This window comes from Flavobacterium sp., assembly GCF_021151785.1.
In the GTDB taxonomy this organism is placed as follows: domain Bacteria; phylum Bacteroidota; class Bacteroidia; order Flavobacteriales; family Flavobacteriaceae; genus Flavobacterium.
In genome coordinates this window covers 29653-56185 of record NZ_JAGKWP010000003.1, presented here as the reverse complement: position 1 = coordinate 56185, position 26533 = coordinate 29653, and the positions used below count along the sequence as shown (strand labels likewise).

Here is a 26533-nt window from a genome sequence, read left to right as displayed (position 1 = left end):
AGGTATCACCATGGTGCAGATATAATCGCCCCACCGATTGTTCTTCCTTTAAAATAATCCAATAAAATTTTGTTATTCAGTTTTTCAGGAGTGAAAATTTCTAGAATTGAAGGATGCTTTTCAAGTTCAAATGTACTCCAGATTGTAAAGAGGCTTTCTTCATCTTTTGCTGAAAAATAGGAGAGTTGATACATTTTTGCCAAATGTTCCGCTGTTAACTCATGTGAAGTTTCAAAAAAGGTATTAAATGTTTCTGTTTCTTTATGACCAGGTAAAATTCTAAAAATACCACCACCGCCATTATTAATTAAAATAATTTTGAAGTTTTTAGGGATATAATTATTCCAAAGGGCATTGCTATCATAAAAAAAACTAATATCCCCTGTTATAAAATAGGTCGGATAATCATGATGTATAGCCGCCCCTATAGCAGTAGAAGTACTTCCATCAATTCCGCTTGTTCCTCTATTACAAAACACTTCTGTGTCAGAATCAAAATCAACCAATTGTAAATAGCGTATGGCAGAACTATTACTTACCTGTAGTTGAATTTGAGTAGGTAAATGTCGACTTAAAAAATCAAACACTTTAAAATCGGTGAAGGGTATATGAGAAATATACTGTTGATGCATCACTTTTCTGTGTTTCCAAATTAAATCTATAGTTGGGAAATAAGTTGATATCGTTTTGTTTTCCGTATTCAGTAATTGATTAAAAAAGGTATTTATTGACGTAGTAAAATGTGCTGTTAATGCACCATAGGTGTCGTAAGCACGTAATTCATCAACATGCCAATGTGCTTGAGGTTTATATTTGCGTAAGAAGGCTTTAATGCGCTTCGAAACAACCATACCACCAAAAGTTAATAAGATTTCAGGTTGTAACAATTGAAAATCATTATCATCAAAAGGAGTAATTAATGTATCTATTCGATCAATAAATGTTGGATGATGTAAATTTGATGTTTTTTCAGTTAAAACAACTACAGATTCGTCTTTAGCTAAAGAATCAATATATCGCTGTTCAACTGAATTTGGTCGCAATTCACCAACAAGTACTAATTTTTTAGAAGCTTCATGCCATTGTGTTTTAAAAGCATTATCTAATAAAAATTCACTTTGTTCTAGCTTATTAAAAAACACAATAGGACTTTGTGTTAATTCATCAACTGTTTCATATAAAGGCTCTTCAAAAGGGATGTTAATATGAACCGGTCCTTTTTTTGAAGTAGCTATGAATAAGGCTTTTTGTATTTTTAAATCATTCTCTTCAGAAGCTTCTTCGGTTAAGTTTGCATTATATAAACTGTGATTTGCAAAAACATTTTCTTGACGAATGGTTTGACCGTCTCCAATATCTATTTTGCTTTGCGGACGATCCGCCGAGATGATTACTAATGGAATTTGACTGTAAAATGCCTCAGCAACTGCTGGATAATAATTGAGTAAAGCAGACCCAGAAGTGCAAACAACTGCAACAGGTTCATGCAATTGTTGAGCCATACCTAAGGCAAAAAATGCAGCACTACGCTCATCAGCAATACTATAACAAGTAAAGCCAATTTGATTAGTAAAACCAATGGTCAAAGGCGCATTTCTTGATCCTGGAGAAATTACGATATGTTTTAATCCTTTTTCTTTACAAATCTCTAGTAAGTTTTGTGCTAAAGGAATTTTCGGATACATCATTTTATTAAAAACTGAAGTACAAATTTACAAACTTGTTCGTCTATTTTAGTATTTTTACTTCTCAATTTTTTGTAACAAATGGAAATTAAAATTAGGCCCTACAAAATAGACGATTGTCCCTTTATTTTAGATATTATTAATGATCAAATTTTAAATGGAACGGCTCTATATGACTATCATTCTAGAACATTAGACCAGCAAATAGCAATTTTTCAAGAAAAGTTGCAAAAAGACTTTCCTGTTATTGTAGCTACTATTGCAAATGAAGTTGTTGGTTTTGGCTATTATAGCGAATTTAGATTTAGAGAAGCTTATAAATTTACAGTCGAGCATTCGGTATATGTGCATAAAAAGGCAATAGGGAAAGGTGTGGGAAAAGCCCTTCTTACAGAACTAATTTATTTAGCAAAGAATCAAGGCTTACATACTATGATTGGAGTTATAGATTCTGAAAATCTTAGTAGTATTGCTTTTCACGAAAAATATGGATTTGAACAAGTAGGATTTCTGAAAGAAACAGGTTTTAAATTTAATAGATGGCTTCACTCGGTATTGGTACAAAAAATGTTAATATAAAAAAAAGTGTTTAATGCAATTCACTAAACACTTTAATTATAAAACCTATTAATAATTAGCCTTTAATCCAATTTATAATTTCAGGAGAATTTGGTAAAGTTCTTGGTGAAATCACTTTAGCTAAATGTCCCTTTTCATCAATTAAATATTTTTGAAAATTCCATTCTACTTCACTGTCTTGTAGTCCATTTTTTGCCTTTTGAGTTAAAAATTGGTAAATAGGGTGTATGTCACTACCTTTTACAGAAATTTTTGACATAATTGGAAAAGAAACACCATAATTCTTTTTGCAGAAAGTTGCAATTTGTTCGTTTGTGCCAGGTTCTTGAGCACCAAAATTATTGGCAGGAAATCCAATGATTATAAAATTTTTATCTTTAAATTCTTCATAAACCTCTTGTAATTGTTCATATTGTGGAGTTAAGCCACACTCGGAGGCTGTATTGACAATCATGATTTTTTTTCCTTTTAAAGAAGCAAAATCAAACTCATCACCTGCAATGTCTTTTACTTTATAATTGTAAATTGTTTGTTGTTCAGATGTCTGTTTCATTGGGTTTTCAGGTGTTATTTCTATTGAATGATTAATCTCTGACACGACATTTTCTTTTGAAGTTTGTGTACATGCCAATAAAACTAAAATTGGTAAATGCAATAAATGGGTTATCTTCATATATTCTTTTTTTAATACCTAGTGTAACAAATTTTCATGTCATAAAATTACAATTCTAATACTAAATAGATTTATAACAAGTATTAAAATATTCATAAAAAGTATAATTTAGTAGATTTTACTTCTTGTTGTTATTAATTTCAATGATATATATTTAAAATAAAACTTCCTAATCACAAATGAGTGAAATAGGAAGTTTTAAGTTATTAAATCGTTTAATGGTTACGATTTTTGTTCTTTATTAAAGTATACTAGATAGTAGTACATTTGTTTTTCTTCGTCCCAGCCTTTTTCAACAAATTTTTCTGCACTTTCTGGGTTAACAAAATCTAATTTAATTTGAATATTAGTGTCTAATTCAATTACGTTTTTTAATTTCTTACGAACATCTGTAACGGCGGCATTGGCAATAGGAAAGCTAGAAACGTCTTCAATACTATATTTTGCACCACGATCTACTTTGTAGTTTTTAAATTCTGGAATTAAATCTGGATTATCCAATACTTCATTTAAAAAAGCAGTTTCTTCAAACTCATCATTTTTAGCAAAGTGATTTACCGCACGGTTCATAAATAAAACTTCCTCTTTTTTATCTTCGGCTGGAAGAACAACTTCTTTAGCAAAGTCTTTACAAAATTGTAAATATTTCTTCGTCATGAATGTTTCATCTTGGAATACATCAACACTTAAAAAATGTTCTAACCAATAACGTGCATCATAACGGTTGCTGTCTACGGTTAATATCTTGTAACCTTCTTCTTTTTTATAATTGAAAATGATACAACCTTTATCTAACTTGTTTAGGTTAATTCCTTGTTGTAATATCATTTCTAAGTTAGACTCCTTTTCTTCAAATTGAAGAAAGTCAGTCTTAATTTCACTTTTAAAAATACCAATGGCATCTACAGGATTGTTATGAATTGAAGCATGTGTAAAATATGCTACATAAACTTCACCATTTTTAATATGTGGATGATTAGATTGTTCAAATAGGTGTTTTGTTATTTTTTTTGACACTTCATGAACACTAGTTGGATTGTTAAAAATCTCAGTAGCAAAATTGTACATGTCGTTATATTCTAAATCCACTTCATGAGCAAACTGGTAATAATTTTCCTCTTTTTCACGAAAAGATTTAAAAAAATATTCTTTTAAAAGTGGCATAATCTCATCATTCAACGTGTACGGCTGTTCTGATAAAAAGATAGCTTCATTTCTACTTTTGTTACCTACTCTGTGAATAGAAAGATTTTCAATATGTGTGTTAAATAAGTTGATCATGTTTAAAATGTGTCGAATTGACTTTATATCTAATTAATTAATTTAGTTCTTTACAAGATTAGTTCCAATTTTCTTCAAATCCCATGTCTTCAAAACTGTCGTCCCCATCAAACATGTCAAAATCTTCTTCGTCCATGTCATCATCAAAATCACCATAAATATCGTCTTCATTGAAGTCAGCTCCTCTAAATCCACTTTGCATAGCTTCCGCAGGTAATTCACCATGTGCAAATAATAAAGCGGGGTAAGTTTCTCCCTCTTCATTTTCTTCAATTGCAGCTAATTCCACAAAAAACGTCCACATATTAAAGAAATCATATACATAAACCATCTTAGTATTATCCTGATGCATTAAATCATTAATAGCAAAATCCATCATTGTTTTCATCTCTCCAGGGACATCACCGGTATCAAATAAAGGAATTTCATCTTCTTCATTCCAAGTCCAATCATCTTCGCAGGTAAAGAAAGAACCCGTTTCAGTTCCATCAAAACCAAATGCGTTAACGATAGCGTTATGTAAATCTTCTAAAGTGTTGTCACTTTCTATGGCGATATCTCTAAAAATATCTTCTTCAGCATCAAGAATAACTCTAAACTTGTAAATCATAATGTAAAATTTTAGACCACAAAAATAAGATTTAATTTGCTTTAAAAGGGGTAATTTTTGTCTTTGTTGAAAACTATTTTTTTGAATTAGTTAGTAAGTAACATAATAAGTATTTATGGTGCTATTGTAAAAAATTGTATCATTAATGTCATTTTTCCTTTTTCAATTTTCTATTTTTGTGAAAACAAAATTACAAATCATGTCAGATACAATTGAAAAAGTAAAGTGCTTAATTATAGGTTCTGGACCAGCTGGATATACGGCGGCTATTTATGCAGCCAGAGCTAGTATGAATCCTGTTTTATATCAAGGTCAGCAACCAGGAGGTCAATTGACTACAACGAATGAAGTGGAAAATTTTCCGGGATACCCTGATGGAATAACTGGTCCAGAAATGATGGTGCAATTGCAAGCTCAAGCGCAGCGATTTAATGCAGATATTCGTGATGGATGGGTAACTAAAGTAGATTTTTCTGGACAAGTTCATAAAGTTTGGATCAATGGGGAAAAAGAGATTCATGCAGATACAGTTATTATATCAACGGGAGCTTCTGCAAAATACTTAGGATTGGAATCTGAACAGCATTACTTAAAAATGGGGGGTGGAGTTTCTGCTTGTGCTGTTTGTGATGGATTTTTCTATCGAAATCAAGAAGTAGTAATTGTTGGAGCTGGAGATAGTGCCTGTGAAGAAGCACATTATTTGTCTAAAATGTGTAAAAAAGTGACCATGTTAGTTCGTACTGATAAATTTAGGGCTTCTAGAATTATGGAAGAGCGTGTGCGAAAAACCGAAAATATTGAAATTTTAGTCAACACATCAACCGTTGAAGTAATGGGTGATGGGCAAGTTGTTAATGCAGTTAAAGTGAAAAATAGTGTAACAGGTGAAGAAAAAGAAATTCCAGCTACTGGTTTCTTCGTAGCTATTGGTCATAAACCCAATACTGATATTTTTGCCGATTTCATTGATTTAGATGAAACAGGTTATGTTAAAAACATCCCTGGAAGTTCTAAAACAAATGTACCAGGTGTTTTTGTGGCAGGAGATGCGGCAGATCATGTTTATCGTCAGGCTATTACAGCTGCAGGGACAGGATGTATGGCGGCTTTAGATGCAGAACGATATTTAGCAAGTAAAGAATAACTCAGTTATTCTTAGCTAAGTTTTAAAATCGGGAATTTTCCCGATTTTTTTATTTTTCAAAAAGTAATGAATTGGCTCGATTTTTGATATTATTTTAAGTAATTTTGTAAAATCAAAAGTTGTTAATGAAAAAAATTTTAACCATATTAACCTTCTTATTTTTAGCACTTCCGTTGACACAATGCACACAGAAAATTGTATTTGAACGGAAGCAATATAATTCATCATATCCAAATAAATTTACTTCAGATTACAATTCTGCTAATATTAAAATGGAAGTCGTAGAAGCAAAGAATTCAGATAGTATAAATAAAATTATTTTTGAAAATATTAAAGAAATTTCTAGTTTCATCGACAATAAAAAAGTAACTATTAATAATTACAATGATATAGCAAAAAGTTTTATAGCTTCTTATAAAGATGTTAAAAATCAAGTGCCTAATGATAAATTAAGAAGTTGGGAATATCATATAGAGTCTAACATTGAATATGAGACTGAGGATTTTGTTAACATTGTAATTAATTATTATACTTCTTATGGAAATATGGAAGGTTTTGCAGAAAAGCGTTCTTTAATTTTTGATAAGATTTCTGGAAATCAATTAAAAAAGAATGACATTTTTGTAAATATCGGTAGATTAACTCAATTAGTAGAGTTAAAATTTAGGTCTAAATACAAAATATTACCTTATAAATCGTATAATGATCAAGGATATTGTATGGAGAATAATCGTTTTAAATTAGCAGATAATTTTATTTACAATATTGATGGAATTACTTTCTTTTATAATTTAAACGAAATAGCCCCTTATGAAAGAGGCCATTTCGAGGTTTTTATGTCTTATGATGAATTAGACAAATTTTTACAAGTAAGGTAAAATTACTCTTCTAAAATGAAATCATCAGCCTTAGGAATTGCATTTAGCGTTTCAACGGCAATACTTGGAACGGGTTGACATAACTTTCTTAATTTTGTATCCATCCAAGCACCATCTACAGTAATTATTGCTTTTACAGTACCTTTATTATCAATCAATTCATGTGTAATACTCCATCTTGAAGCATCTTTTTTCATTTTACTCATTTTAGTTGTAATGGAAATTGTCTCGCCAAAATGAATTTCTCTTTTAAATACGCATGATTCTTTGAACAGAATGGGGCCAAAATGTTGTTGATGCATTAATAGAGGAGTGAGTCCCAAATCTATTAAAATCTCCATTCGATGTTGAGCACCAAAATCGTAATAAGCACTATGTCTTAAATGAAAATTAGGGTCTAAATCTGCCCATCTAATTGAAATTTCTTTTGTAAATATAGCCATGATATTAAATAAATTTTTTAATTTTCATAATAAATCCAAGATGTATTCCTTCATGATAGTTGTTAAATTGCAAGGCATCTTCGAGGTTTTTTAGTAAGAAACCAGTTTTAGTTTGGTATTCTTGGTAGTTTTTAAACTTCCCTTCTTTATAATCAACAAGGGTCTGATCGTGTGTACTTGTTAAAAGTGCTTTAATTTCATCTACTTCCTCTTGTGTAGTTTCACCATTTGGAACGGAACCATTTTTATATTTATTAATAAAAGTTTCGGATACTAATGGCGTTAAACCAGAAAGACGGTAAACTAATCCTTGTTGCGCAGCAATGATATGTCCTATGTTCCAAATTAAGTTATTATTCATGCCTTCTGGAATTTTATTTAATTGTTCCAAAGAGTAAGAGGTTAGAAAATTTAAATAAAGACTTCTACTGGTTTTCCAAATTGAAAATGTTGTTTCCATTTCTGTTAAATTTTTCACGAAATTAATCAATTAAAATGCGGATTTCGTTAACAAAAAACTAATTTTGCATCAACTTTTGAAATTAAAGTATGAGAAAGATTTATTACCTAAAAACCTGTGATACGTGCAAACGCATAATAAAATCATTACCTTCAACTGAAGGGTTTGAATTTCAAGATATTAAAGAATTCCCTATTACAGTTCAACAGTTAGATGCCTTGCGAGATCTAACAGGAAGTTATGAGGCTTTATTTTCTAAGCGCGCAAAATTATATAAAGAAATGGGGTTAAAAGATATTCAATTAGCAGAATCTGATTTTAAACGTTACATTTTGGAGCATTATACTTTTCTGAATCGCCCTGTTATTGTTATTGGAGACCAAGCTTTTGTGGGAAATAGTCCAAAAGTAATAGATCAAGTGTTAAAAAGGATGGCTAATGAACAATAGAGCTTGGGCCTTAGTTTGTGCATGGTTAGTTGCCATTATTTATGGTGTTACTTTTACTATTGCTAAAGATGTTATGCCAAAGTTTATTAATGCCTTTGGTTTCATTGTATTTCGTGTGGGCGGTTCCACGATTTTATTTTGGTTATTTACTTTAGTAGGTGAACGATTTGGTTTTGTGCCTAAAGAAACAATTGATAAAAAAGATTTTCCAAGGATTATTGCGTGTGCTTTTTTTGGTGTAGCCTTTAACATGCTTACTTTTTTCAAGGGATTAAGTTATACCTCTCCAATAATGGGAGCTGTTTTGATGGTAACTACGCCCATGATTGTACTGATTTTGTCTGCTTTTATCATGAAAGAACGAATGAAATCTGATAAAATGCTTGGTATTTTATTAGGGTTAGCAGGAACTATTACATTAATTCTTTATGGAAAATCAACGATAAATGCAAGTAATGCATTTTTAGGTAATTTATTAGTATTTGTTAATGCTGTTTCTTATGGTTTTTATTTGATTTTGGTAAAAAAATTAATGGATAAATACAACGCATTTACTTTTGTAAAATGGATTTATACCTTCGGATTTTTAATGGTTTTGCCTTTCGGATTTAGTGAAGTTCAAGAAGTAAATTGGCAAGTTATTCCAACAGCAGCATTGTTAAAAATTGGATTTGTTGTAGTGTTTTCTACCTTTTTAACTTATTTGTTAAACCTTATCTCAATGCGTCAATTGAAACCTACTACAGTGGCTGTTTTTATTTATTTACAACCTTTTTTTGCTACAGTTTTTGCCGTGAGTCTTGGTAAAGATGAGTTAAATTGGGTTAAAGTTGGATCTGCGTTACTGATTTTTGCCGGCGTATACTTGGTAATTAAAAAGAAAGAATCTTAATTATAATTTATTAAAATTATTAATCAATCTACAGTTTTGGTTATAAAGAAGGTAAATTAAAATTTCTTATCTTTGTCCACTTTTTATAAAACGATATGATAGTATCCATGACAGGCTTTGGTAAAGCAAGTTTACAATTACCAACCAAAAAAATTACAGTTGAAGTAAAATCGCTGAATAGTAAGGGATTAGATTTGAATGTTCGAATGCCTTCTATTTATAGAGAAATGGAGTTAGGTTTACGAAATCTATTGGCCCAAAAACTTGAGCGTGGTAAAGTAGATTTTTCCTTGTTTATTGAAATTACAGGAGAGGAAACTTCTTCCAAAATTAATGCTCCAATTGTAAAAGGATACATCGCACAGATGAAAGAAATCATACCAAATGCAGATGAAACTGAACTAATGAAAATGGCAGTACGCATGCCCGATGCATTGAAAACTGAGCGAGACGAGATTGATGAAAATGAATGGAAACAAATTCAGAAAGTAATTGATGAAGCAGTTGCTAATATGCTTAATTTTAGAACTTCTGAAGGTGCTGCACTAGAAAAAGAATTTGTGCAACGTATTGAAAATATCAGAAATTTTATGAATCAGGCTTTGGAATTAGATCCTGAACGCATTGCAGCAATTAAGGAAAGATTGCAAACAGCCATTGATGAATTAAAAGTTGAGGTAGATGCAAATAGATTTGAACAAGAATTGATTTACTACCTAGAGAAATTAGATATAACCGAAGAAAAAGTTCGTTTAGGAAATCATTTGGATTATTTTATACAAACTTTAGCAGGTAGTGAAGCTAATGGAAGAAAATTAGGTTTTATTACTCAAGAAATGGGAAGAGAAATCAATACTATGGGTTCTAAATCCAATCATGCAGAAATGCAAAAATTGGTTGTAATGATGAAAGATGAACTAGAAAAGATAAAGGAGCAAGTATTAAACGTTTTATAATTTTTTGTCCTATTGGATTTGTTTCAGAATCTAAAAATTAAAATCCTGAAACAAATTCAGGGTGGAAGAACATCAATAACACAACACAATGACCAAAGGAAAATTATTAGTATTCTCAGCACCTTCAGGTTCTGGAAAAACCACTATAGTTAAACATTTATTAAGTAAAGAAGATTTAAATTTAGAATTTTCAATTTCATGTACCACTCGAGCACCAAGAGGTGAGGAAGTTCACGGAAAAGATTATTATTTTATTTCTTGGGAGGAGTTTAAAAAACATATCAAAGCAGAGGAATTTGTGGAATGGGAAGAAGTGTATACCGATAATTTTTATGGCACACTTAAAGCAGAAGTGGAACGTATTTGGGCAAAAGGGAAACATGTAATTTTTGATATTGATGTGGCAGGAGGATTACGAATTAAAGGTAAATTTCCAAACGAAACCTTAGCTGTTTTTGTTAAACCACCAAGTGTAGACGAATTAAAGCGTCGTTTGAAACAACGTTCAACTGAAAGTGAAGACAAAATCAATATGCGTATTGCTAAGGCATCGGTAGAATTAGCCACTGCACCACAATTTGATACAATTATTAAAAATTACGATTTAGATGTGGCTAAAGAAGAAGCGTATCAATTGGTGAAAAAATTCATCAGCGAATAAAACTTAGAGAAGCGATCACGTCTTAATATAAAACGTAAAACCCAATAAATGAAAATAGGTCTCTACTTCGGAACATTTAATCCCATTCATATTGGACATTTAATTATAGCCAATCATATGGCTGAGTATTCCAGTTTAGACCAAATTTGGATGGTAGTTACCCCTCATAATCCGCACAAACAAAAAAATACGTTGTTAGATGATTACCATCGTTTGCACATGGTGCATTTGGCCACTGAAGATTTTCCAAAAATTAAACCTTCAGATATTGAGTTTAAATTACCCCAACCCAATTATACGGTTACTACCTTAGCTTATTTACAAGAGAAATATCCCACGCATGAATTTTCATTAATCATGGGGGAAGATAATTTGAATTCCTTCCATAAATGGAAAAATTACGAAGTATTATTGCAGAATCACGACATTTATGTATATCCTAGAATAAACTCGGGTGAATTAGATAATCAATTTGCGAATCATCCTAAAATTCACAGAGTAGGTGCGCCAGTAATTGAGTTGTCGTCTACATTTATTCGAGAAAGTATCAAAAACGGTAAAAATGTGATTCCCATGTTGCCGAATAAAGTTTGGGAATATGTGGAGCATAATTTGTTTTATAAGAAGTAATGAAACTATTGTGGAATTTTTAATATTTGTCATAGCATTTTTATTCATAATTTACAACTTTAGAAAAATTTGGGTACTTCACTTGCTAATAAACGGTTTACTTGTTTTTTCGTATATCATGATGTTAATTTTACTTAACACACCACAAGTCGAAGGAAGATATACAGATAGAGGATTAGGTGTCGCAATTTTTATTATGTTTTCATACCCAATCTATTTAATCATTGCACTTTTTAGCATTTATTATTTTTATAAAAATAAGTTTGCTAATTCAAAAAAGATAATTTATACTAATGTTATTGGATTAATTTTTTCTATTATTTTACTAATGTTGATTTTCAATTCTTAACATTCCTTTATCATTTGTACATACAAACATTTAGTACCTTTGTGCAACTAAATATAAAGTGCTATGACAAATTTTGATTTATACAATCCGGTAAACTATGTTTTCGGAAAAGGACAAATTGCTAAACTGAGTGAGTTGGTTCCTAATAATGTGAAAATATTACTAACGTATGGGGGAGGAAGTATTTTTAAAAATGGGGTGTACGATCAAGTAAAAGCCGCTTTGCCAACAGCGGAAATCATCGAATTTTCGGGTATTGAACCTAATCCTCGTTTTGAAACCTTAATGAAAGCCGTGCAGATTATTCGCGAACAAAACATTGGTTTTATTTTAGCTGTTGGAGGTGGTAGTGTTATTGACGGTACTAAGTTTATTTCTGCTGCTGTGAATTACAAAGGGGACGAGGCTGATATCTTAAGGAAAAGAATCTTGTTCAAGGATGTAAATGAAGTAGTGCCATTTGGTACGGTATTAACTTTGCCGGCAACTGGTTCTGAAATGAATTCAGGTGCAGTTGTTTCTATTGAAGCTACTCAAGAAAAATTAACCCTTGGAGGTGCGGCCTTGTTTCCAAAATTTTCTATTGTAGACCCAACCGTTATTCAGTCGTTGCCTAAAAGACAATTGCAAAACGGCGTAGTAGATGCGTTTACACATGTAATGGAACAATATTTAACATATACACATGATGCGCTTTTACAAGATCGAATAGCAGAGAGTATTTTACAAACCTTAATTGAAATAGGTCCAGGTGTTGTAGAAAACCCAACAGATTATAAGTTGGCTTCTAATTTTGTTTGGTCGGCGACTATGGCATTGAATGGATTAATTCAAAAAGGAGTACCTTCGGATTGGGCTACACACATGATTGGACATGAATTAACGGCGTTGTATGAAATTGATCATGCTAGAACTTTAGCTATTATTGGTCCAAATTTATACCGAGTGATGTTTGATTCTAAAAAAGAGAAATTTGCTCAATATGGACAACGAGTTTGGAATTTAACAGGTGCATCAACTGAAGAAATTGCAGAAAAAGCCATTGAAAAAACAGTGGAGTTCTTACATACAATGGGTATGAAAACGAAACTTTCTGAAAATGCAGAAGACATCCAAAAAACGGCTGATATAGTTGTGCAACGTTTTGAAGAACGTGGTTGGCTAGCTATGGGTGAAAGACAAAACATTACACTTGATAAAGTTAGAGAAATTGTTGAAATGAGTTATTAAACTAAAAAAGCCCGATAAAATTTATCGGGCTTTTTCAAACTAACTAAACTAACTATATTTGAAAAAACTACTTCTTTAGAGATTCAGATTTGGTTCTTTTTATACCTTCTCGCATAATTGGAATAAATCCTTTACCAATGAATTCATAAATCGTGCCAGAATTCTCGTGAAGCAATCTTATTTTTCCATCATTCACAATTGTTATCTTAAAAGTTTCATAATCATTGTTGTTGTAATATAAGTTTAATCGTTTGGTATAGTAGTTGCCAGGAACATTCAAAATGTTGTATTGCCCTGTATAATCCCAAAAAATAGAGTTTACATTACTCACATTAAAATCTTGTGATGATTTAAAGGTATCGTCACTTCCACCAGCCATAAATTTTAAATAGTTTTCATAATCAAAAGCATTTGTTGTACCACCTATTGTACTCACTTTTTCCCAGGCAACATATTCTTGTAAGAAATAATGAATGTTGTCATAAAAAACACGATCATAATCAAAAGCGTTTCTTTGGTACCCCATTAAATAATAAGTCGTGTTTTGATAACGGTCATATAATTTGATTTCATTCGGACTCAATTGATACACTTCTAGTTCATAAAACCCATAAATTGAATGGTGAAAACGAATGGTATTAGGAGAATAAGAATAATATCCAATGGCAACTCCAAATCCATTTCCAGTTGAACCAATTCCAACTAAATTATTATTAGCATATAAGTCACCACTTAAAAATGAAATAGTGAATGCGCGAGATAAAAAAGGGACATCTCCATTTCCTGTGGTTCTAGCGTAGTCAATATACCATAAATCGTATCTTTCCATTAGTTGAGGTAAAGAAATGTTGTTATCTATATTAGTGTCTTCATGAACATTTACCGTACATGATGTAAGTATAACTGAAGAAATAATTATGATTAAAAGTAATTTTACAGATTTCATAAGCTTCACATTTAAGGTTGAAATGTGAAGTCCAACTCTTGTGCCAAAAAAGGGATATTCACAACTCATTAACAAAAAGGATAGATTAATGGTTAAGAAGTTATTTGAGAGTAGAATGCATTTGAAAATTTAAACGCGAGATGATATTCTTTAGTTATGCTGTTCTTATAATTGATTTTTGGTTTAGCTTTTTGTCATTGTCAATGAAATGTGTACTTTTGAGGTTCATTTTTTTTAAACATGGAAAATAAACCAAAATTTGCTGTTATAGGAGGCGGTAGTTGGGCAACGGCTATTGCAAAAATGTTATGTGAAAATCAAGAACAAATTGCTTGGTACATGAGAAGCACCTATGCTTTAGAACATTTAAAGCACCAAAAGCACAATCCTAATTATTTAAGTTCTGTGGCTTTTGATATCAATAAGTTACTTTTAACGAATGATATTAATGAAGCAGTTCAATTTGCAGATATTGTAATTTTTGCCATTCCTTCAGCTTTTTTGAGTGGAGAACTAGAAAAAATGACGGTTAGTTTAGAAGGGAAAACTATTTTTTCTGCTATTAAGGGTATTGTTCCAGAAACAAGTATGATTGTTGGTGAACATTTTCATAAAACGTTTAATATACCTTACGAAAACATTGGAGTTATTACAGGGCCTTGTCATGCAGAAGAAGTAGCAATGGAGCGATTGTCCTATTTAACAATTGCTTGTTCAGATAAAAAGAGAGCAAGATATGTAGCCCAAAACGTGAGTAGTTATTATATTAAAGCTAAGATTACAGATGATATCATTGGTACTGAATATGCTGCGGTTTTGAAAAATATTTATTCTATTGCTGCTGGGATTGCTCACGGATTAGGTTATGGAGATAACTTTCAAGCCGTATTGATGAGTAATGCCATTCGTGAAATGAAGCGTTTTATTAAAAAAGTACACAAAATGAAACGTAATATCAATAATTCTGCCTATTTGGGAGATTTATTAGTTACAGGTTATTCTGTTTTTTCAAGAAATAGAATGTTTGGTAATATGATTGGAAAAGGTTACACTGTGAAATCAGCTCAAATGGAAATGAGTATGGTGGCTGAAGGCTATTATGCAGTAAAAAGCGCCTATAAATTAAACCAAATGTATCAAGCTAAAACACCAATTATCGACGCGGTTTACAAAGTGTTGTATGAAGGTAAAGAGGCAAAAGAAGTATTTAAGAAGTTAACGGATCAATTGAATTAAATAGGTTTTAGCCTCAAATTATGTTTATCAATGTTATTCTTCCTTTGGCGTTAGATAAAACATTTACTTATGCAGTAAATGAGGAAGAATATAAAATCATTTTGCCAGGTATGCGCGTAGCTGTTCCGTTTGGAAAAAGTAAAGTTTACACGGCATTAGTAGTTGAAAAACATCAAATACCACCACAATTATACGAACCTAAAGACATTCAACAAATAATAGATGATACACCAGTTGTAACTCTTATTCAACTTGAACATTGGAAGTGGATTGCCTCTTATTATCTGTGTTCTATTGGAGAAGTGTATAAATCAGCATTGCCATCGGCTTTAATTTTGGAAAGTGAAACTATTCTAACAGCAGAAAAAAAAACTTTTGAACATCAGGAAGTTACAGATGAAGAGTATTTGGTATTAGAAGCGTTACAACATCAATCTTCAATTACAATTGCAGAAGTTTCCAAAATTTTAAATGGTAAAAAAGTAATCCCAGTTGTGCAAAGTCTGCTACAAAAAGGCTTATTGTTAATGAATGAAGAAGTACAAGAACAATATAAGCCAAAAATGGTGAAGTACATTAAATTGCATGATGAGTTTTTACAAGCTAATCAATTACAAGAATTACTCCAAGTTTTAGGGAAGGCCGAGAAGCAAAAGGAATTGGTTATGCATTATTTCCAATTATTTGCAAAAGAAAGAAAACCTGTTTTGTCTAAATTATTGTTAGAGTCTTCAGGTATGAGTTCAGCTGTTTTAAAAAATCTTGTTGGAAAAGGAATTTTCGTTGAATATTTTTTAAATCAAGATCGGGTGATTTTTAGTAATGAAGAGGCATATACCATTCACCTGAGTCAAGCACAAGATGTTGCTCTCAAAAATATTCAAAAGTCATTCAAAAATCAAGATGTTACTCTTTTTCATGGAGTTACAGCTTCTGGAAAAACAGAAGTTTATATTAAGTTAATCGAGACCTATTTATCTAATGATTTACAAGTCTTGTTTTTGCTTCCTGAAATTGCTTTAACGACACAGCTTGTTCAACGATTAACGGCTTATTTTGGTAATCAAGTAGCTGTTTTTCATTCTAAGTATAATTCACATGAACGTGTAGAGGTTTGGCAACATGTACTTCAGCAATCTGATAAGGCTAAAGTTGTTATTGGTGTTCGAAGTGCTTTGTTTTTACCTTTTTCAAAGTTAGGATTAATTGTCGTTGATGAAGAGCATGAGGCTACTTATAAACAACAAGATCCTGCTCCACGTTATCATGCTAGAGATGCAGCCGTTGTGTTGGCAAAAATGCATAAAGCAAAAGTATTGTTAGGCAGTGCAACACCAAGTATAGAATCTTATTTTAATGCAAAGGCTTCTAAATATGGATTAGTTGAGTTAAATGAGCGATTTAATAATGTAGTTTTACCCGAAATACATTTAATTGATTTAAAAGATAAGTATTTCAGAAAAAGGATGGATGGCCATTTTTCAGATGAATTAATTGAACGCATGCAAGAAACACTAGCAAATGGTGAACAAATCATGTTGTTTCAAAATCGAAGAGGCTATTCTCCGTATATAGAATGTATTACCTGCGGGCACGTGCCCCAATGTCCTAATTGTGATGTTAGCCTTACATATTATAAATTTCGAGATGCCTTAAAATGCCATTATTGCGGATACCATATTGCTAAACCTACTCACTGTCATCAATGCCATTCACTTGATTTATCTACGAAAGGTTTTGGTACAGAGCAGATTGAATTAGAGTTAAAAAAAATGTTTCCTACAAAGCGAATTGCCCGAATGGATCAAGATACAACTCGAGGGAAATTTGCTTTTGAAAAATTAATTGATGCAGTTAAAAATCAGGAGATAGATATTTTAATAGGTACTCAAATGTTGGCAAAGGGATTGGATTTTGAAAATGTAACACTCGTAGGGATTTTAAACGCGGATAATTTATTGAATCAGCCTTATTATAGGGCTTATGAACGGGCATTTCAAATGATGGTTCAAGTAGCAGGAAGGTCGGGGAGAAAGGAAAAAAAAGGTAGTGTAGTTATACAAACCTATAATCCGCTTCATAATACAATTCAGCAAGTGGTAAATCATAATTATGTTGCTATGTTTAATGAACAACTATATGAACGTAGTAATTTCAAATACCCTCCGTATTATCGATTGATACAAATTAAATTGCGAAATAAAGATTATGAAAAATTAAAAGATGGTAGTACGTGGTTGTATAATGTGTTAGTTCAACATTTGGCTGTTCCTATTTTAGGTCCAGAAGAACCTGTAGTGAATCGAATTCGAAATGAATATATAAGAACAATATTGATTAAAATTCCAAATAACACGAATTTAATTAATACAAAAAAACTCATCACTAAAGTGTTGATGAGTTTTGATGCGGTTCCGCAGTATAGAGCTATAAAATTAACACTTAATGTAGATTATTAATAATTTTCAAGAATGGTAATGATTTCTTCTTTTTTATTTCTGCTTAAAGGAATTTTTTCGCCATCAATTTCTACATATTTACTATTAAAACGCTCAACTTTATCCAAATTGATAATATATGATTTATGTATTCTAAGGAATTGTTCTTTTGGTAATTCACTTTCAAACGCCTTCATGGTAGAAAGAACCAAATGTGTTTCATCATAGGTTACCACTTTAATATAATCTCCAAATGCTTCAATCCATTTGATTTTTGGAATACTTACCTTGATTTTTTTTAAATTACTTTTTATGATAATATGAGCATTATTATCGTCAGAATGAGTGTCGTGTTTCAAATGATACATTTCAACTGCTTTCTTTACTGATTGTATGAAGCGTTCTTTTTTTATAGGTTTTTGGAGAAAATCAGTAGCGGAATAATCAAATGCTTTAACAGCGTAGTCGGCTTTAGATGTTATAATTATAATTTGAGGTTTAACCTTTAACCCATCCAATAAGTCAAAACCAGAAATATGAGGCATTTCAATATCCAAAAAAATTAAATCTACCTCGTGGTTTGAAATATGACTTTTTGCTTCAAGTGCATTAGAAAAATCACCACTTAGTTTTAAATGAGGATGGTCCGTTATCAATTTGGCTATTGTAATTCTTTGAATGGCGCTATCATCTACAACAATTGTATTTAATTTCATAAGGTAGGGCAGTTTTTAACTTGTTTTGCTAAAATAATGTTTTATTTTTAAAAATACTAAAAAAAAAGAAGTATTTAGAATGTCTTACAAAATATTTTTCTACAGAGTTGTTTGTTGATTTGATAAAAAAAAGTATCTTTGCACCCAATTTAAAAATAATACACATGAAAAATTATGAAACTGTTTTCATTTTGAATCCCGTTTTATCTGAAGTTCAGGTAAAGGAAGCAGTAAGTAAGTTTGAAGATTTTCTTACTTCTAAAGGGGCTCAATTTGTAGCTAAAGAAGATTGGGGCTTAAAGAAATTAGCTTATGAAATCCAACACAAGAAAAGTGGCTTCTACACTTTATTTGAATTTAAAGCTCCTGCTGAAGTAATCGCGGCTTTAGATACAGAGTTTAGAAGAGATGAGAGAGTAATGAGATTCTTAACTGTAAGTTTAGATAAACATGCAGTAGCTTGGGCTGAAAGAAGAAGAGAGAAATTAAAAACTAAAGCAAACTAATCATGTCAATCGAACAATCTGCTAAAGGAAAAAAAGAAGGAGATATCAGATATCTTACTCCTTTAAACATTGATACAAACAAACAAAAAAAATATTGCCGTTTCAAAAAATCTGGAATCAAATATGTAGATTATAAAGATCCAGATTTCTTATTGAAGTTTGTAAACGAGCAAGGTAAAATTTTACCAAGAAGATTAACAGGTACTTCTTTAAAATACCAAAGAAAAGTATCAGTTGCAGTAAAAAGAGCACGTCACTTAGCTTTAATGCCATACGTAGCTGATTTATTAAAATAATTTAAAAAATAACAGTTGTTGGTTTCCGTTTCTTGGAACCTAACTTCTATAAATAAGGACAACAACATGGAACTAATTTTAAAACAAGACGTTCAAAATTTAGGATTTAAAGACGATATCGTTACAGTTAAAAACGGATACGGTCGTAATTATTTAATTCCTCAAGGTTTTGCTGTTTTAGCAACTCCTTCAGCTAAAAAAGTATTAGCTGAAAATTTAAAGCAAAAAGCGCACAAAGAAGCTAAAATTGTTGCAGATGCAAAAGCTTTAGCTGATGCTTTAAAAGCTTTGGAAATCAAAATTTCTGCTAAAGCAGGTGGTGAAAAATTGTTCGGTTCAGTATCTAATGCTGATATTGCTTCTGCATTAGCAGCTGCTGGTCACTCAATCGATAGAAAGTTTATCACTAGTGGTTTAGTTAAAAGAACAGGTAAATACAATGCTACTGTTCGTTTACACAGAGAAGTAATTGTTGAATTACCATATGAAATCGTTGCTGAAAAAGCTTAATTGATTTTAAAATAAATTGTAAAAGTCCCGATTCTGTCGGGACTTTTTTTTATTTTTACCCTACTAACTAGCAATTATGAAATATACGCGTCTTACTAAAGAACAATTAGAAGAATTACATCCAGAATTTATTACGTTTCTTGCTACTCAATCTATCGATAAAAAGGAATGGGACGAAATTAAAGCAAATAAACCAGAAGTAGCTATGCAAGAGGTTGATGTTTTTTCTGATTTAATTTGGGATAAAGCCTTGACAAATGTCAAATTTATAGACCATTTTTCTAAAAATTATATCTTCCTTTTTAAATGCCATTCAGAATATTTAGAATCAATAATTGTCAATACTACAAAAGATGAAGTTGATTTTTTTACCGCTGAAGGTATTCAATGGTTAAGTGAGAATTTATTTTCTAATGAGGTTACTATTCAGTCGGGGAAAAAAAAGGTTAGTAATAATCGTAACGAAGAAATTTTCAAAATTATTGAAAATGGAGGAATCATTAGTAAAGGAGAGTTGTATTCCAAATTAATTGCCTTAATTAATATTGCATAAACCATGAATGTTTTAGAAACTATCAAAGCATTACGAGAGGAATTGAATCAGCATAATTATAACTATTATGTATTGGATAATCCTACTATAACGGATTATGAATTTGATTTAAAACTAAAACAATTACAAGAACTAGAAAATCAACATCCTGAATATTTTGATGAATTTTCTCCAACACAAAGAGTAGGTGGGGCAATAACAAAGAATTTTGAAACCATTCCTCATGAGTTTCGAATGTATTCTTTAGACAATTCTTATTCTCGCGAAGATTTAGAAGATTGGGTCAATCGATGTCAAAAGATATTAGGTAATGTACCTTTGCAATTTACGTGTGAATTAAAATATGATGGTGCTTCCATAAGTATTACCTATGAAAAGGGTAAATTAAAGAGAGCATTAACTCGTGGCGATGGTTTTCAAGGCGATGATGTAACTAATAATATTAAGACTATAAAATCTGTACCCTTAAAACTAAAAGGAATTTTCCCTGATAAATTTGAAATTAGAGGTGAAATTATCTTACCCTTGGAAGGTTTTGAGAAAATGAATCAGGAGTTAATTGAAATTGGCGAAATGCCTTATTCTAATCCAAGAAATACAGCATCAGGAAGTTTAAAATTACAAGATAGTGCAGAAGTAGCAAAACGACCGCTAGATTGTTTGTTATATGGTTTAGTTGGCTCAAATTTGAATTTAAATTCTCAATATGAAAGTTTAATAAAAGCCGCAGAATGGGGTTTTAAAGTGCCAAAACAAAGTAAACTTGTACATTCATTGGAAGAAGTTTTTGATTTTATTGATTATTGGGATGTTCATAGACATGATTTGCCTTATGAAACGGATGGAGTAGTTGTTAAAATAAATGATTTACATCTTCAAGATGAATTAGGTTATACGGCAAAATCACCAAGATGGGCCATAGCTTATAAATTTAAGGCTGAACAAGTTAGTACAATTTTGAACTCAATTTCCTATCAAGTAGGAAGAACAGGAGCTATTACACCTGTAGCTAATTTAGAACCTGTTCAATTAGCCGGTACCATTGTTAAAAGAGCTTCTTTGCATAATGCGGACCAAATTGAAAAATTAGATATTCGTATTGGAGATGAAGTTTTTGTTGAAAAGGGAGGCGAAATCATTCCGAAAATTATTGGTGTAGCCAAGAGAGGAAATCAAGTAGAGTCTACTCAATACATTACACATTGTCCTGAATGTAATACTCAATTAGTTCGGACTCCTGGAGAAGCACAACATTACTGCCCTAATTTTTATGGTTGTCCGCCACAAATTATAGGAAGAATTCAACATTTTATTACTCGCAAAGCGATGGATATTGAAGGATTGGGAGGGGAAACGGTGGCTTTGTTGTATAAAGCCGATTTGGTTAAAAATTATGCGGATTTATATGAATTAAAGAAAGCAGATATTGTTGTTTTGGATCGAATGGCAGAAAAGTCTGCCGATAATTTAATTAATGGGATAGAAAAATCTAAAACAGTTCCTTTTGAACGGGTATTGTATGCATTAGGTATTCGATATGTTGGGGAAACAGTTGCGAAAAAATTGGCTAAACATTATCGAACTATCGACGCTTTAATACAAGCAGACTTACTTGATTTAGTTACTGTAGATGAAATAGGAGAACGCATTGCGCAAAGTGTGATGGATTTTTTCCAAAATCAAGAAAATAAAAGGACTATTTCTCGTTTAAAAAGTTTCGGAATTCAATTTGAAATGAAAGAAGATTTTTCTAAGGTTTCTTCAATTTTAGAAGGAAAAACTTTTGTTGTTTCAGGTGTTTTTCAATTGTTTTCAAGAGATGAATTAAAAAAGTTAATTGAGGATTATGGAGGCAAAGTAGGTAGCTCAATCTCTTCAAAAACAGATTTTGTAATTGCTGGAGAAAATATGGGACCTGCTAAATTAGAAAAGGCCAATCAATTAAATATTCCTATCATTACAGAATTTGAATTCAAAAAAATGATAAATGCATAGTTGTTAAATCTTTAAATTTTGAAAGAAAAGAACATTAGTAAAGTGTAATGTTCTTTTCTTGTCCAATGTATTTTTGATCATCACTTAAATAAAAGTCTATTCTACCTAGATTAATACCATAAGCTCCAACTTGATTTACAACTACATTTTTGTTTTCTACATTTTTAAATAGCATAGGTTTGTCTAAAAAAGTATGGGTATGACCTCCAATAATTAAATCGATGTTTTTAGTAGATTGGGCTAATTTTACATCACTTGGTTTCTCGGGTTCATTTTTATATTGGTATCCCAAATGCGATAAACAAATAATTAAATCACATTTTTCCTCTTCTTTTAATTTTTTACTGATGTCAGTTGCTATTTCAATTGGGTTGTTGTATTTGGTTTCTTTGTAGCATTTTTTGTCAACTAAACCTTCTAATTCTACGCCTAAACCAAATATTCCGATTTTTAAACCGTCTTTTTTAATGATTTTATAAGGCTTTACTATTCCGTTCAAAACTGTATTTCTAAAGTCGTAATTAGCAGAAACAAAATCAAATTTTGCATGTGGTAGTTGTGCATAAAAACCATCAATGCCATTATCAAAATCATGATTTCCCATTGTTGCAACATCATATTGCATCATGCTCATGATTTTAAACTCTAGTTCACCGCCATAATAATTAAAATAAGGAGTGCCCTGAAAAATATCACCAGCATCTAGAAGTAAAACATTTTTTTCTTCTTTTCTTATTTGTTCAATTACAGAAGCTCTCCTGGCAGCGCCACCCATATTTGGATTTTTAGGATGATCAGCTGGAAAAGGATCAATGTGACTATGTACGTCGTTGGTGTGTAAAATAGTTATTTTTTTTTCTGATAAAGTTGAAAAACTACTTAGTGAGGTACCTGCTAATCCAATTAATGCTGAACTTGCTACTGTATTCTTTATAAATGATCTTCTTTGCATGATTTTGGTTTATTGTAATTTAATTACTCGTTCTGAATGATCGGCTTCAATTGTTTTGTGTGAGGCAAAATAATCAATCAGAACATTTCTCATTTTATATTCTAAGTCAAACTTTTCTTCATTTTTAAGAAAAAAAGACATGTTATCTCCGCCATTAGCTAAATAATCTGAAGTCAAAATGAAATAGGTTTTTTTTCGGTCTACAGGCTCGTTATGAATAAGTACTTGGTTAACCAAATTGTTTTTGTCAATAGTAATGTGAATTCCATTTAATGGATGAGGTTTCCTTTCTTTTACAAAATAATTAGCTAGTTCATAAATTTGATCACCTTTTAAAGCTACAACAATTAAGCTGTTTTCAAAGGGCATTACTTCAAAAGCTGTTCGTTTAGTGATATTGCCTTTTGGAATGATTGAACGAATGCCTCCATGATTAAATATTGCTCCGTCAATCGTTTTTTTTTCTTTTTTAATAAATAACGGATTTGCTATTGTTACACAAGCATCTGCAATTAAATTACCAATATTGGTTTGAAATTCACCTTTGCTTTTATCTAACGTTTCTGGACAATAAGACAGTACAATGTCTAAATCTTTATTAATGTGATTTCTGTATGGTGAAACAAAAGAATCAATAGACTTATCCGAGTTATAAGTATCAGTTATTGGAATTTGTTTTCCATCAATCTTATAATTGGTTAAATGACTGGATTTGCAAGAAATAAAAAGGTTTAATGTTAAAATTGTAACAAAAAATAGGTGAAGTGGAATACTATTTTTACTTTTGAATATCATATTTTCCGTTAGATTACGTTAATTTTGTGCAGGAAGTAAAAATACAATGTTTTCAAGAATAATTAAAAACTTTTTTCTTAAAAGAACGATTAATAAAAGGTTAGAGAAACATCAACTCCAGCATCATTCGCATATAATTAAATCTATTGGAATAGTAATTGATGAAACATATTTTAAAGAAACATCAGCGTTGATTGATCAATTAGTAAAAATTGGTTTTAAAGAAGATAAAATTCAAGTACTTCATTTTCTTGATAAAAAGAAAAAGAATTTGGCATCTAATAAACAATATATTTTTAATAAAGACATTTCTTGGTCAGGGATAATTAAAAGTGAGTCTGTTATCCAATTTGTTAATCAGAATTTTGATTTATTGATTAATTATTACGATATTGAGAAGCCAGCTCTTTTATTGATTTCTAAAAAGTCAAAAGCTAATTTTAAAGTAGGTTTTCAATCTATTGATAAAAGAGTTCACCATTTTATGGTAAATTTGCCAGCGGAACAATACAAAGATTTTGTTATAGAGTTATACAAATATTTAAAAATACTAAAAAAAATATAATCATGCAATCATTAATGGGAACAGGTGTTGCGTTAGTTACACCTTTTAAAAAAGATTTTTCAGTTGACACAGAAGCTTTAACTAGAATAGTTAACTATGTTATTGAAGGAGGGGTAGAGTACTTAGTCGTTTTGGGTACTACTGCAGAAACGGCAACATTGTCTTCAGCTGAAAAAGAAATGGTTATTGAAACAGTAAAAGAAGCTAATAAGGGGCGTGTTCCTCTAGTTTTAGGTGTGGGGAGTAACAATACACAGCATGTCTTGGAAGAATTGAAGACAAGAGATTTTACCGGTTTTACGGCTATTCTTTCTGTTTCACCTTATTATAATAAACCTACGCAAGAAGGAATTTACCAACATTTCAAAGCTATAGCAGAAGTATCTCCGTTACCAATTATTGTTTATAATGTTCCTGGAAGAACATCAAGTAATATGTTACCAAGTACTGTAATTCGACTAGCTAATGACTTTAAAAACATTATTGGAGTAAAAGAAGCAGCTGGTGATATTGTTCAAGCTATGAAATTAATTAAAAATAAGCCAGAAGGATTTTTGGTAATTTCAGGTGACGATATGATTACCTTACCAATGGTACTTGCAGGAGGAGCAGGAGTAATTTCAGTGATTGGGGAAGGTTTTCCAAAAGAATTTTCTGAGATGGTTCGCTTAGGTTTAAATAGAAAAGTAGATGAAGCTTATAAATTACATTATAAACTAGCAGATTCAATTGACATGATTTTTGAGCAAGGAAATCCAGCAGGAATAAAAGAAGTGTTTATGCATTTGGGGATTTCCGAAAATACAGTTCGTTTACCTTTAGTTAATGTAGATGAAAATTTGTCATCACGAATTCAAAATTTCATAAAAAAATTGAACTAAAAAATCTTTTTGCAATACTTAAAAATATATCTACCTTTGCCGTTGCTTTTTTGGTCAAAATCAAAGGAGGGATTACTTATTAAAAATATGACGAAATATATTTACATTCTTTTTAGTTTATTGGTGCTAACTTCTTGTAGCCAATATCAAAAGGCCTTGAAATCAGATCAAGTTGATTTTAAGAATGAAGTGTTCACTAAATTATATGAGAAGGGAAAATATGCTAAAGCTATTCGTTTATTTGAACAATATGCTACAACTATGCGTGGAAAGCCTAATGCTGAACAAGTTTTTTTTATGTATTCTAAAGCATTATACAATACAAAACAATTTTATTCTGCGGGATATCAATTTGAGAGCTTTGCGGCAAACTATCCTAGAAGTATACATGCAGCTGAGGCGGCTTTTTTAGGAGCAGAATGCTATGCAAAATTATCCCCAATTTACAGTTTGGATCAAGTTGATACGTATAAAGCATTGGATAAGTTGCAAGCATTTGCAGATAAATATCCTAACTCTGAATTTTTACCAAAAGCTAATGCAATAGTAAAAGAGCTTAATGAAAAATTAGAGTTGAAAGCTTTTGAAATAGCCAAACAATATTATACTACTGGTGAGTATTTTCACAACTATAATACAGCAATAAAATCTTTTGATAATTTTATTTTAGATTTTCCAGGAACAAAATTTAAAGAGGATGCATTATTTTATAAATTTAGTTCATCTTATCAAATGGCAGTTTTGTCAGTACCAGCTAAGAAGTTGGAGCGTCTAAATGAGGCTAAAAATTTATATAACAATTTGATTAAATATAAAGCTGATACTAAATTTTTAGATCAAGCGAACAAAATGTTAGAAACAGTAGATAGAGAGTTAAAACAATATACAAATTAATCATTATCATGGATTTAAAGAAAACAAGTGCTCCAGTAAACACAGTAACCTACAATAAATCTCTTATTGAAGAGCCAACAGGAAATGTGTATGAGGCCATCACTATCATGGCAAGAAGAGCCAATCAAATTAATTCTGAAATTAAAAAAGAGTTGATTGATAAGTTGGATGAGTTTGCTACTTATAATGATAGTTTAGAAGAAATCTTTGAAAACAAAGAACAAATAGAAGTGTCTAAATTTTATGAAAAATTACCTAAGCCTCACGCTTTAGCTGTACAAGAATGGCTTGAAGGTAAGATTTATTATAAAGCTTCTAAATAATTTT

At 31.0% G+C, this 26533-nt stretch carries 30 protein-coding genes; 20 read left to right on the top strand and 10 right to left on the bottom strand.

From position 1 onward, the window contains the following. Nucleotides 1-5: 5 nt before the first annotated feature. Nucleotides 6-1688, bottom strand: coding sequence for a 2-succinyl-5-enolpyruvyl-6-hydroxy-3-cyclohexene-1-carboxylic-acid synthase (menD, locus tag QZ824_RS00840; protein ID WP_291274153.1), 1683 nt, complete (start codon nucleotides 1686-1688; stop codon nucleotides 6-8). A gap of 78 nt (nucleotides 1689-1766) precedes the next feature. Here menD and QZ824_RS00835 point away from each other — a divergent pair, with 78 nt between their 5' ends. Then, entirely contained in the window at nucleotides 1767-2264 is a 498-nt protein-coding gene (locus QZ824_RS00835) for a GNAT family N-acetyltransferase (RefSeq protein ID WP_291274152.1), read from the top strand. Nucleotides 2265-2319: 55 nt separating this feature from the next. Here the strand turns inward: QZ824_RS00835 and QZ824_RS00830 are convergent, their stop codons facing one another. The 3 genes from QZ824_RS00830 to QZ824_RS00820 form a co-directional block, all read right to left on the bottom strand. Continuing rightward, a complete protein-coding gene (locus QZ824_RS00830; protein WP_291274151.1) occupies nucleotides 2320-2937 on the bottom strand; it encodes a glutathione peroxidase in 618 nt (205 codons plus the stop codon). Nucleotides 2938-3159: 222 nt separating this feature from the next. Then, nucleotides 3160-4218, bottom strand: coding sequence for a nucleoid-associated protein (locus tag QZ824_RS00825; protein WP_291274150.1), 1059 nt, complete (start codon nucleotides 4216-4218; stop codon nucleotides 3160-3162). Between the two features lie 58 nt (nucleotides 4219-4276). Next, complete coding sequence (locus tag QZ824_RS00820; protein ID WP_291274149.1) at nucleotides 4277-4828, bottom strand: hypothetical protein; 552 nt, start codon at nucleotides 4826-4828, stop codon at nucleotides 4277-4279. Nucleotides 4829-5027: 199 nt separating this feature from the next. Between QZ824_RS00820 and trxB the strand changes: the two genes are divergently transcribed. Both trxB and QZ824_RS00810 read left to right on the top strand, forming a co-directional pair. After that, entirely contained in the window at nucleotides 5028-5975 is a 948-nt protein-coding gene (trxB, locus tag QZ824_RS00815; RefSeq protein ID WP_291274148.1) for a thioredoxin-disulfide reductase, read from the top strand. Nucleotides 5976-6100: 125 nt separating this feature from the next. Continuing rightward, nucleotides 6101-6853, top strand: coding sequence for an RsiV family protein (locus QZ824_RS00810; RefSeq protein ID WP_291274147.1), 753 nt, complete (start codon nucleotides 6101-6103; stop codon nucleotides 6851-6853). Nucleotides 6854-6855: 2 nt separating this feature from the next. On the opposite strand, the gene QZ824_RS00805 is transcribed toward QZ824_RS00810, so the two are convergent. Next, on the bottom strand, nucleotides 6856-7296 hold the full coding sequence (locus tag QZ824_RS00805) for an acyl-CoA thioesterase (RefSeq protein WP_291274146.1): 441 nt from the start codon (nucleotides 7294-7296) through the stop codon (nucleotides 6856-6858). Between the two features lie 4 nt (nucleotides 7297-7300). Next, complete coding sequence (locus QZ824_RS00800) at nucleotides 7301-7756, bottom strand: DinB family protein (RefSeq protein WP_291274145.1); 456 nt, start codon at nucleotides 7754-7756, stop codon at nucleotides 7301-7303. Between the two features lie 89 nt (nucleotides 7757-7845). Between QZ824_RS00800 and QZ824_RS00795 the strand changes: the two genes are divergently transcribed. From QZ824_RS00795 to QZ824_RS00770, 6 genes are all read left to right on the top strand, one after another. Continuing rightward, nucleotides 7846-8205: an ArsC/Spx/MgsR family protein gene (locus QZ824_RS00795; RefSeq protein ID WP_291274144.1), complete on the top strand. Its 360-nt coding sequence runs from the start codon at nucleotides 7846-7848 to the stop codon at nucleotides 8203-8205. Continuing rightward, nucleotides 8195-9097, top strand: coding sequence for a DMT family transporter (locus QZ824_RS00790; RefSeq protein ID WP_291274143.1), 903 nt, complete (start codon nucleotides 8195-8197; stop codon nucleotides 9095-9097). Before QZ824_RS00795 ends, QZ824_RS00790 begins: the two co-directional genes overlap by 11 nt. A 95-nt stretch (nucleotides 9098-9192) precedes the next feature. Next, nucleotides 9193-10053 carry a YicC/YloC family endoribonuclease gene (locus QZ824_RS00785; RefSeq protein ID WP_291274142.1) on the top strand — a complete coding sequence of 287 codons (861 nt, stop codon included), beginning with the start codon at nucleotides 9193-9195 and terminating at the stop codon, nucleotides 10051-10053. Between the two features lie 88 nt (nucleotides 10054-10141). After that, nucleotides 10142-10714 (top strand): guanylate kinase, encoded by a 573-nt coding sequence (gene gmk / locus QZ824_RS00780; RefSeq protein ID WP_291274141.1) that lies wholly within the window; start codon nucleotides 10142-10144, stop codon nucleotides 10712-10714. A 48-nt stretch (nucleotides 10715-10762) separates the two neighbouring features. Further along, on the top strand, nucleotides 10763-11344 hold the full coding sequence (gene nadD / locus QZ824_RS00775) for a nicotinate (nicotinamide) nucleotide adenylyltransferase (RefSeq protein ID WP_291274140.1): 582 nt from the start codon (nucleotides 10763-10765) through the stop codon (nucleotides 11342-11344). A gap of 412 nt (nucleotides 11345-11756) precedes the next feature. Next, nucleotides 11757-12923, top strand: coding sequence for an iron-containing alcohol dehydrogenase (locus QZ824_RS00770; RefSeq protein WP_291274139.1), 1167 nt, complete (start codon nucleotides 11757-11759; stop codon nucleotides 12921-12923). A 67-nt stretch (nucleotides 12924-12990) separates the two neighbouring features. Here QZ824_RS00770 and QZ824_RS00765 read toward each other — a convergent pair whose 3' ends face one another. Further along, nucleotides 12991-13869 (bottom strand): nicotinic acid mononucleotide adenyltransferase, encoded by an 879-nt coding sequence (locus QZ824_RS00765; RefSeq protein WP_291274138.1) that lies wholly within the window; start codon nucleotides 13867-13869, stop codon nucleotides 12991-12993. A gap of 240 nt (nucleotides 13870-14109) precedes the next feature. Between QZ824_RS00765 and QZ824_RS00760 the strand changes: the two genes are divergently transcribed. Continuing rightward, on the top strand, nucleotides 14110-15105 hold the full coding sequence (locus QZ824_RS00760; RefSeq protein ID WP_291274137.1) for an NAD(P)H-dependent glycerol-3-phosphate dehydrogenase: 996 nt from the start codon (nucleotides 14110-14112) through the stop codon (nucleotides 15103-15105). Nucleotides 15106-15125: 20 nt separating this feature from the next. After that, nucleotides 15126-17564 carry a primosomal protein N' gene (gene priA / locus QZ824_RS00755; RefSeq protein WP_291274136.1) on the top strand — a complete coding sequence of 813 codons (2439 nt, stop codon included), beginning with the start codon at nucleotides 15126-15128 and terminating at the stop codon, nucleotides 17562-17564. Here priA and QZ824_RS00750 read toward each other — a convergent pair. Then, a complete protein-coding gene (locus QZ824_RS00750) occupies nucleotides 17561-18259 on the bottom strand; it encodes a LytTR family DNA-binding domain-containing protein (RefSeq protein ID WP_291274135.1) in 699 nt (232 codons plus the stop codon). The two genes, priA and QZ824_RS00750, sit on opposite strands and share 4 nt — an antisense overlap. A gap of 164 nt (nucleotides 18260-18423) precedes the next feature. Here QZ824_RS00750 and rpsF point away from each other — a divergent pair, with 164 nt between their 5' ends. The 5 genes from rpsF (at nucleotide 18424) to ligA (ending at nucleotide 22119) form a co-directional block, all read left to right on the top strand. Continuing rightward, complete coding sequence (gene rpsF, locus QZ824_RS00745) at nucleotides 18424-18765, top strand: 30S ribosomal protein S6 (RefSeq protein WP_291274134.1); 342 nt, start codon at nucleotides 18424-18426, stop codon at nucleotides 18763-18765. Further along, nucleotides 18765-19061 carry a 30S ribosomal protein S18 gene (rpsR, locus tag QZ824_RS00740; RefSeq protein ID WP_041252071.1) on the top strand — a complete coding sequence of 99 codons (297 nt, stop codon included), beginning with the start codon at nucleotides 18765-18767 and terminating at the stop codon, nucleotides 19059-19061. Before rpsF ends, rpsR begins: the two co-directional genes overlap by 1 nt. A 66-nt stretch (nucleotides 19062-19127) precedes the next feature. Beyond that, a complete protein-coding gene (gene rplI / locus QZ824_RS00735) occupies nucleotides 19128-19571 on the top strand; it encodes a 50S ribosomal protein L9 (RefSeq protein WP_291274133.1) in 444 nt (147 codons plus the stop codon). A gap of 76 nt (nucleotides 19572-19647) precedes the next feature. Beyond that, nucleotides 19648-20124: a DUF6495 family protein gene (locus tag QZ824_RS00730; protein ID WP_291274132.1), complete on the top strand. Its 477-nt coding sequence runs from the start codon at nucleotides 19648-19650 to the stop codon at nucleotides 20122-20124. A 3-nt stretch (nucleotides 20125-20127) separates the two neighbouring features. Next, nucleotides 20128-22119, top strand: a complete 1992-nt coding sequence (ligA, locus tag QZ824_RS00725; protein ID WP_291274131.1) for an NAD-dependent DNA ligase LigA — start codon at nucleotides 20128-20130, stop codon at nucleotides 22117-22119. A gap of 34 nt (nucleotides 22120-22153) precedes the next feature. Here the strand turns inward: ligA and QZ824_RS00720 are convergent, their stop codons facing one another. Both QZ824_RS00720 and QZ824_RS00715 read right to left on the bottom strand, forming a co-directional pair. Next, complete coding sequence (locus QZ824_RS00720; protein ID WP_291274130.1) at nucleotides 22154-23071, bottom strand: bifunctional UDP-sugar hydrolase/5'-nucleotidase; 918 nt, start codon at nucleotides 23069-23071, stop codon at nucleotides 22154-22156. A 9-nt stretch (nucleotides 23072-23080) separates the two neighbouring features. Continuing rightward, on the bottom strand, nucleotides 23081-23866 hold the full coding sequence (locus QZ824_RS00715) for a 5'-nucleotidase (protein WP_291274129.1): 786 nt from the start codon (nucleotides 23864-23866) through the stop codon (nucleotides 23081-23083). Between the two features lie 46 nt (nucleotides 23867-23912). On the opposite strand from QZ824_RS00715, the gene QZ824_RS00710 reads away from it, so the two are divergent. From QZ824_RS00710 to QZ824_RS00695, 4 genes are all read left to right on the top strand, one after another. Next, complete coding sequence (locus QZ824_RS00710) at nucleotides 23913-24431, top strand: hypothetical protein (RefSeq protein WP_291274128.1); 519 nt, start codon at nucleotides 23913-23915, stop codon at nucleotides 24429-24431. 2 nt (nucleotides 24432-24433) lie between these two features. After that, entirely contained in the window at nucleotides 24434-25312 is an 879-nt protein-coding gene (gene dapA / locus QZ824_RS00705) for a 4-hydroxy-tetrahydrodipicolinate synthase (protein ID WP_291274127.1), read from the top strand. Between the two features lie 87 nt (nucleotides 25313-25399). Continuing rightward, nucleotides 25400-26206: an outer membrane protein assembly factor BamD gene (gene bamD / locus QZ824_RS00700; RefSeq protein ID WP_291274126.1), complete on the top strand. Its 807-nt coding sequence runs from the start codon at nucleotides 25400-25402 to the stop codon at nucleotides 26204-26206. A gap of 8 nt (nucleotides 26207-26214) precedes the next feature. Beyond that, the gene (locus tag QZ824_RS00695; RefSeq protein WP_291274125.1) at nucleotides 26215-26529 is read left to right on the top strand and encodes a DNA-directed RNA polymerase subunit omega; all 315 of its coding nucleotides are present in this window, start codon (nucleotides 26215-26217) and stop codon (nucleotides 26527-26529) included. Nucleotides 26530-26533 lie beyond the last annotated feature (4 nt).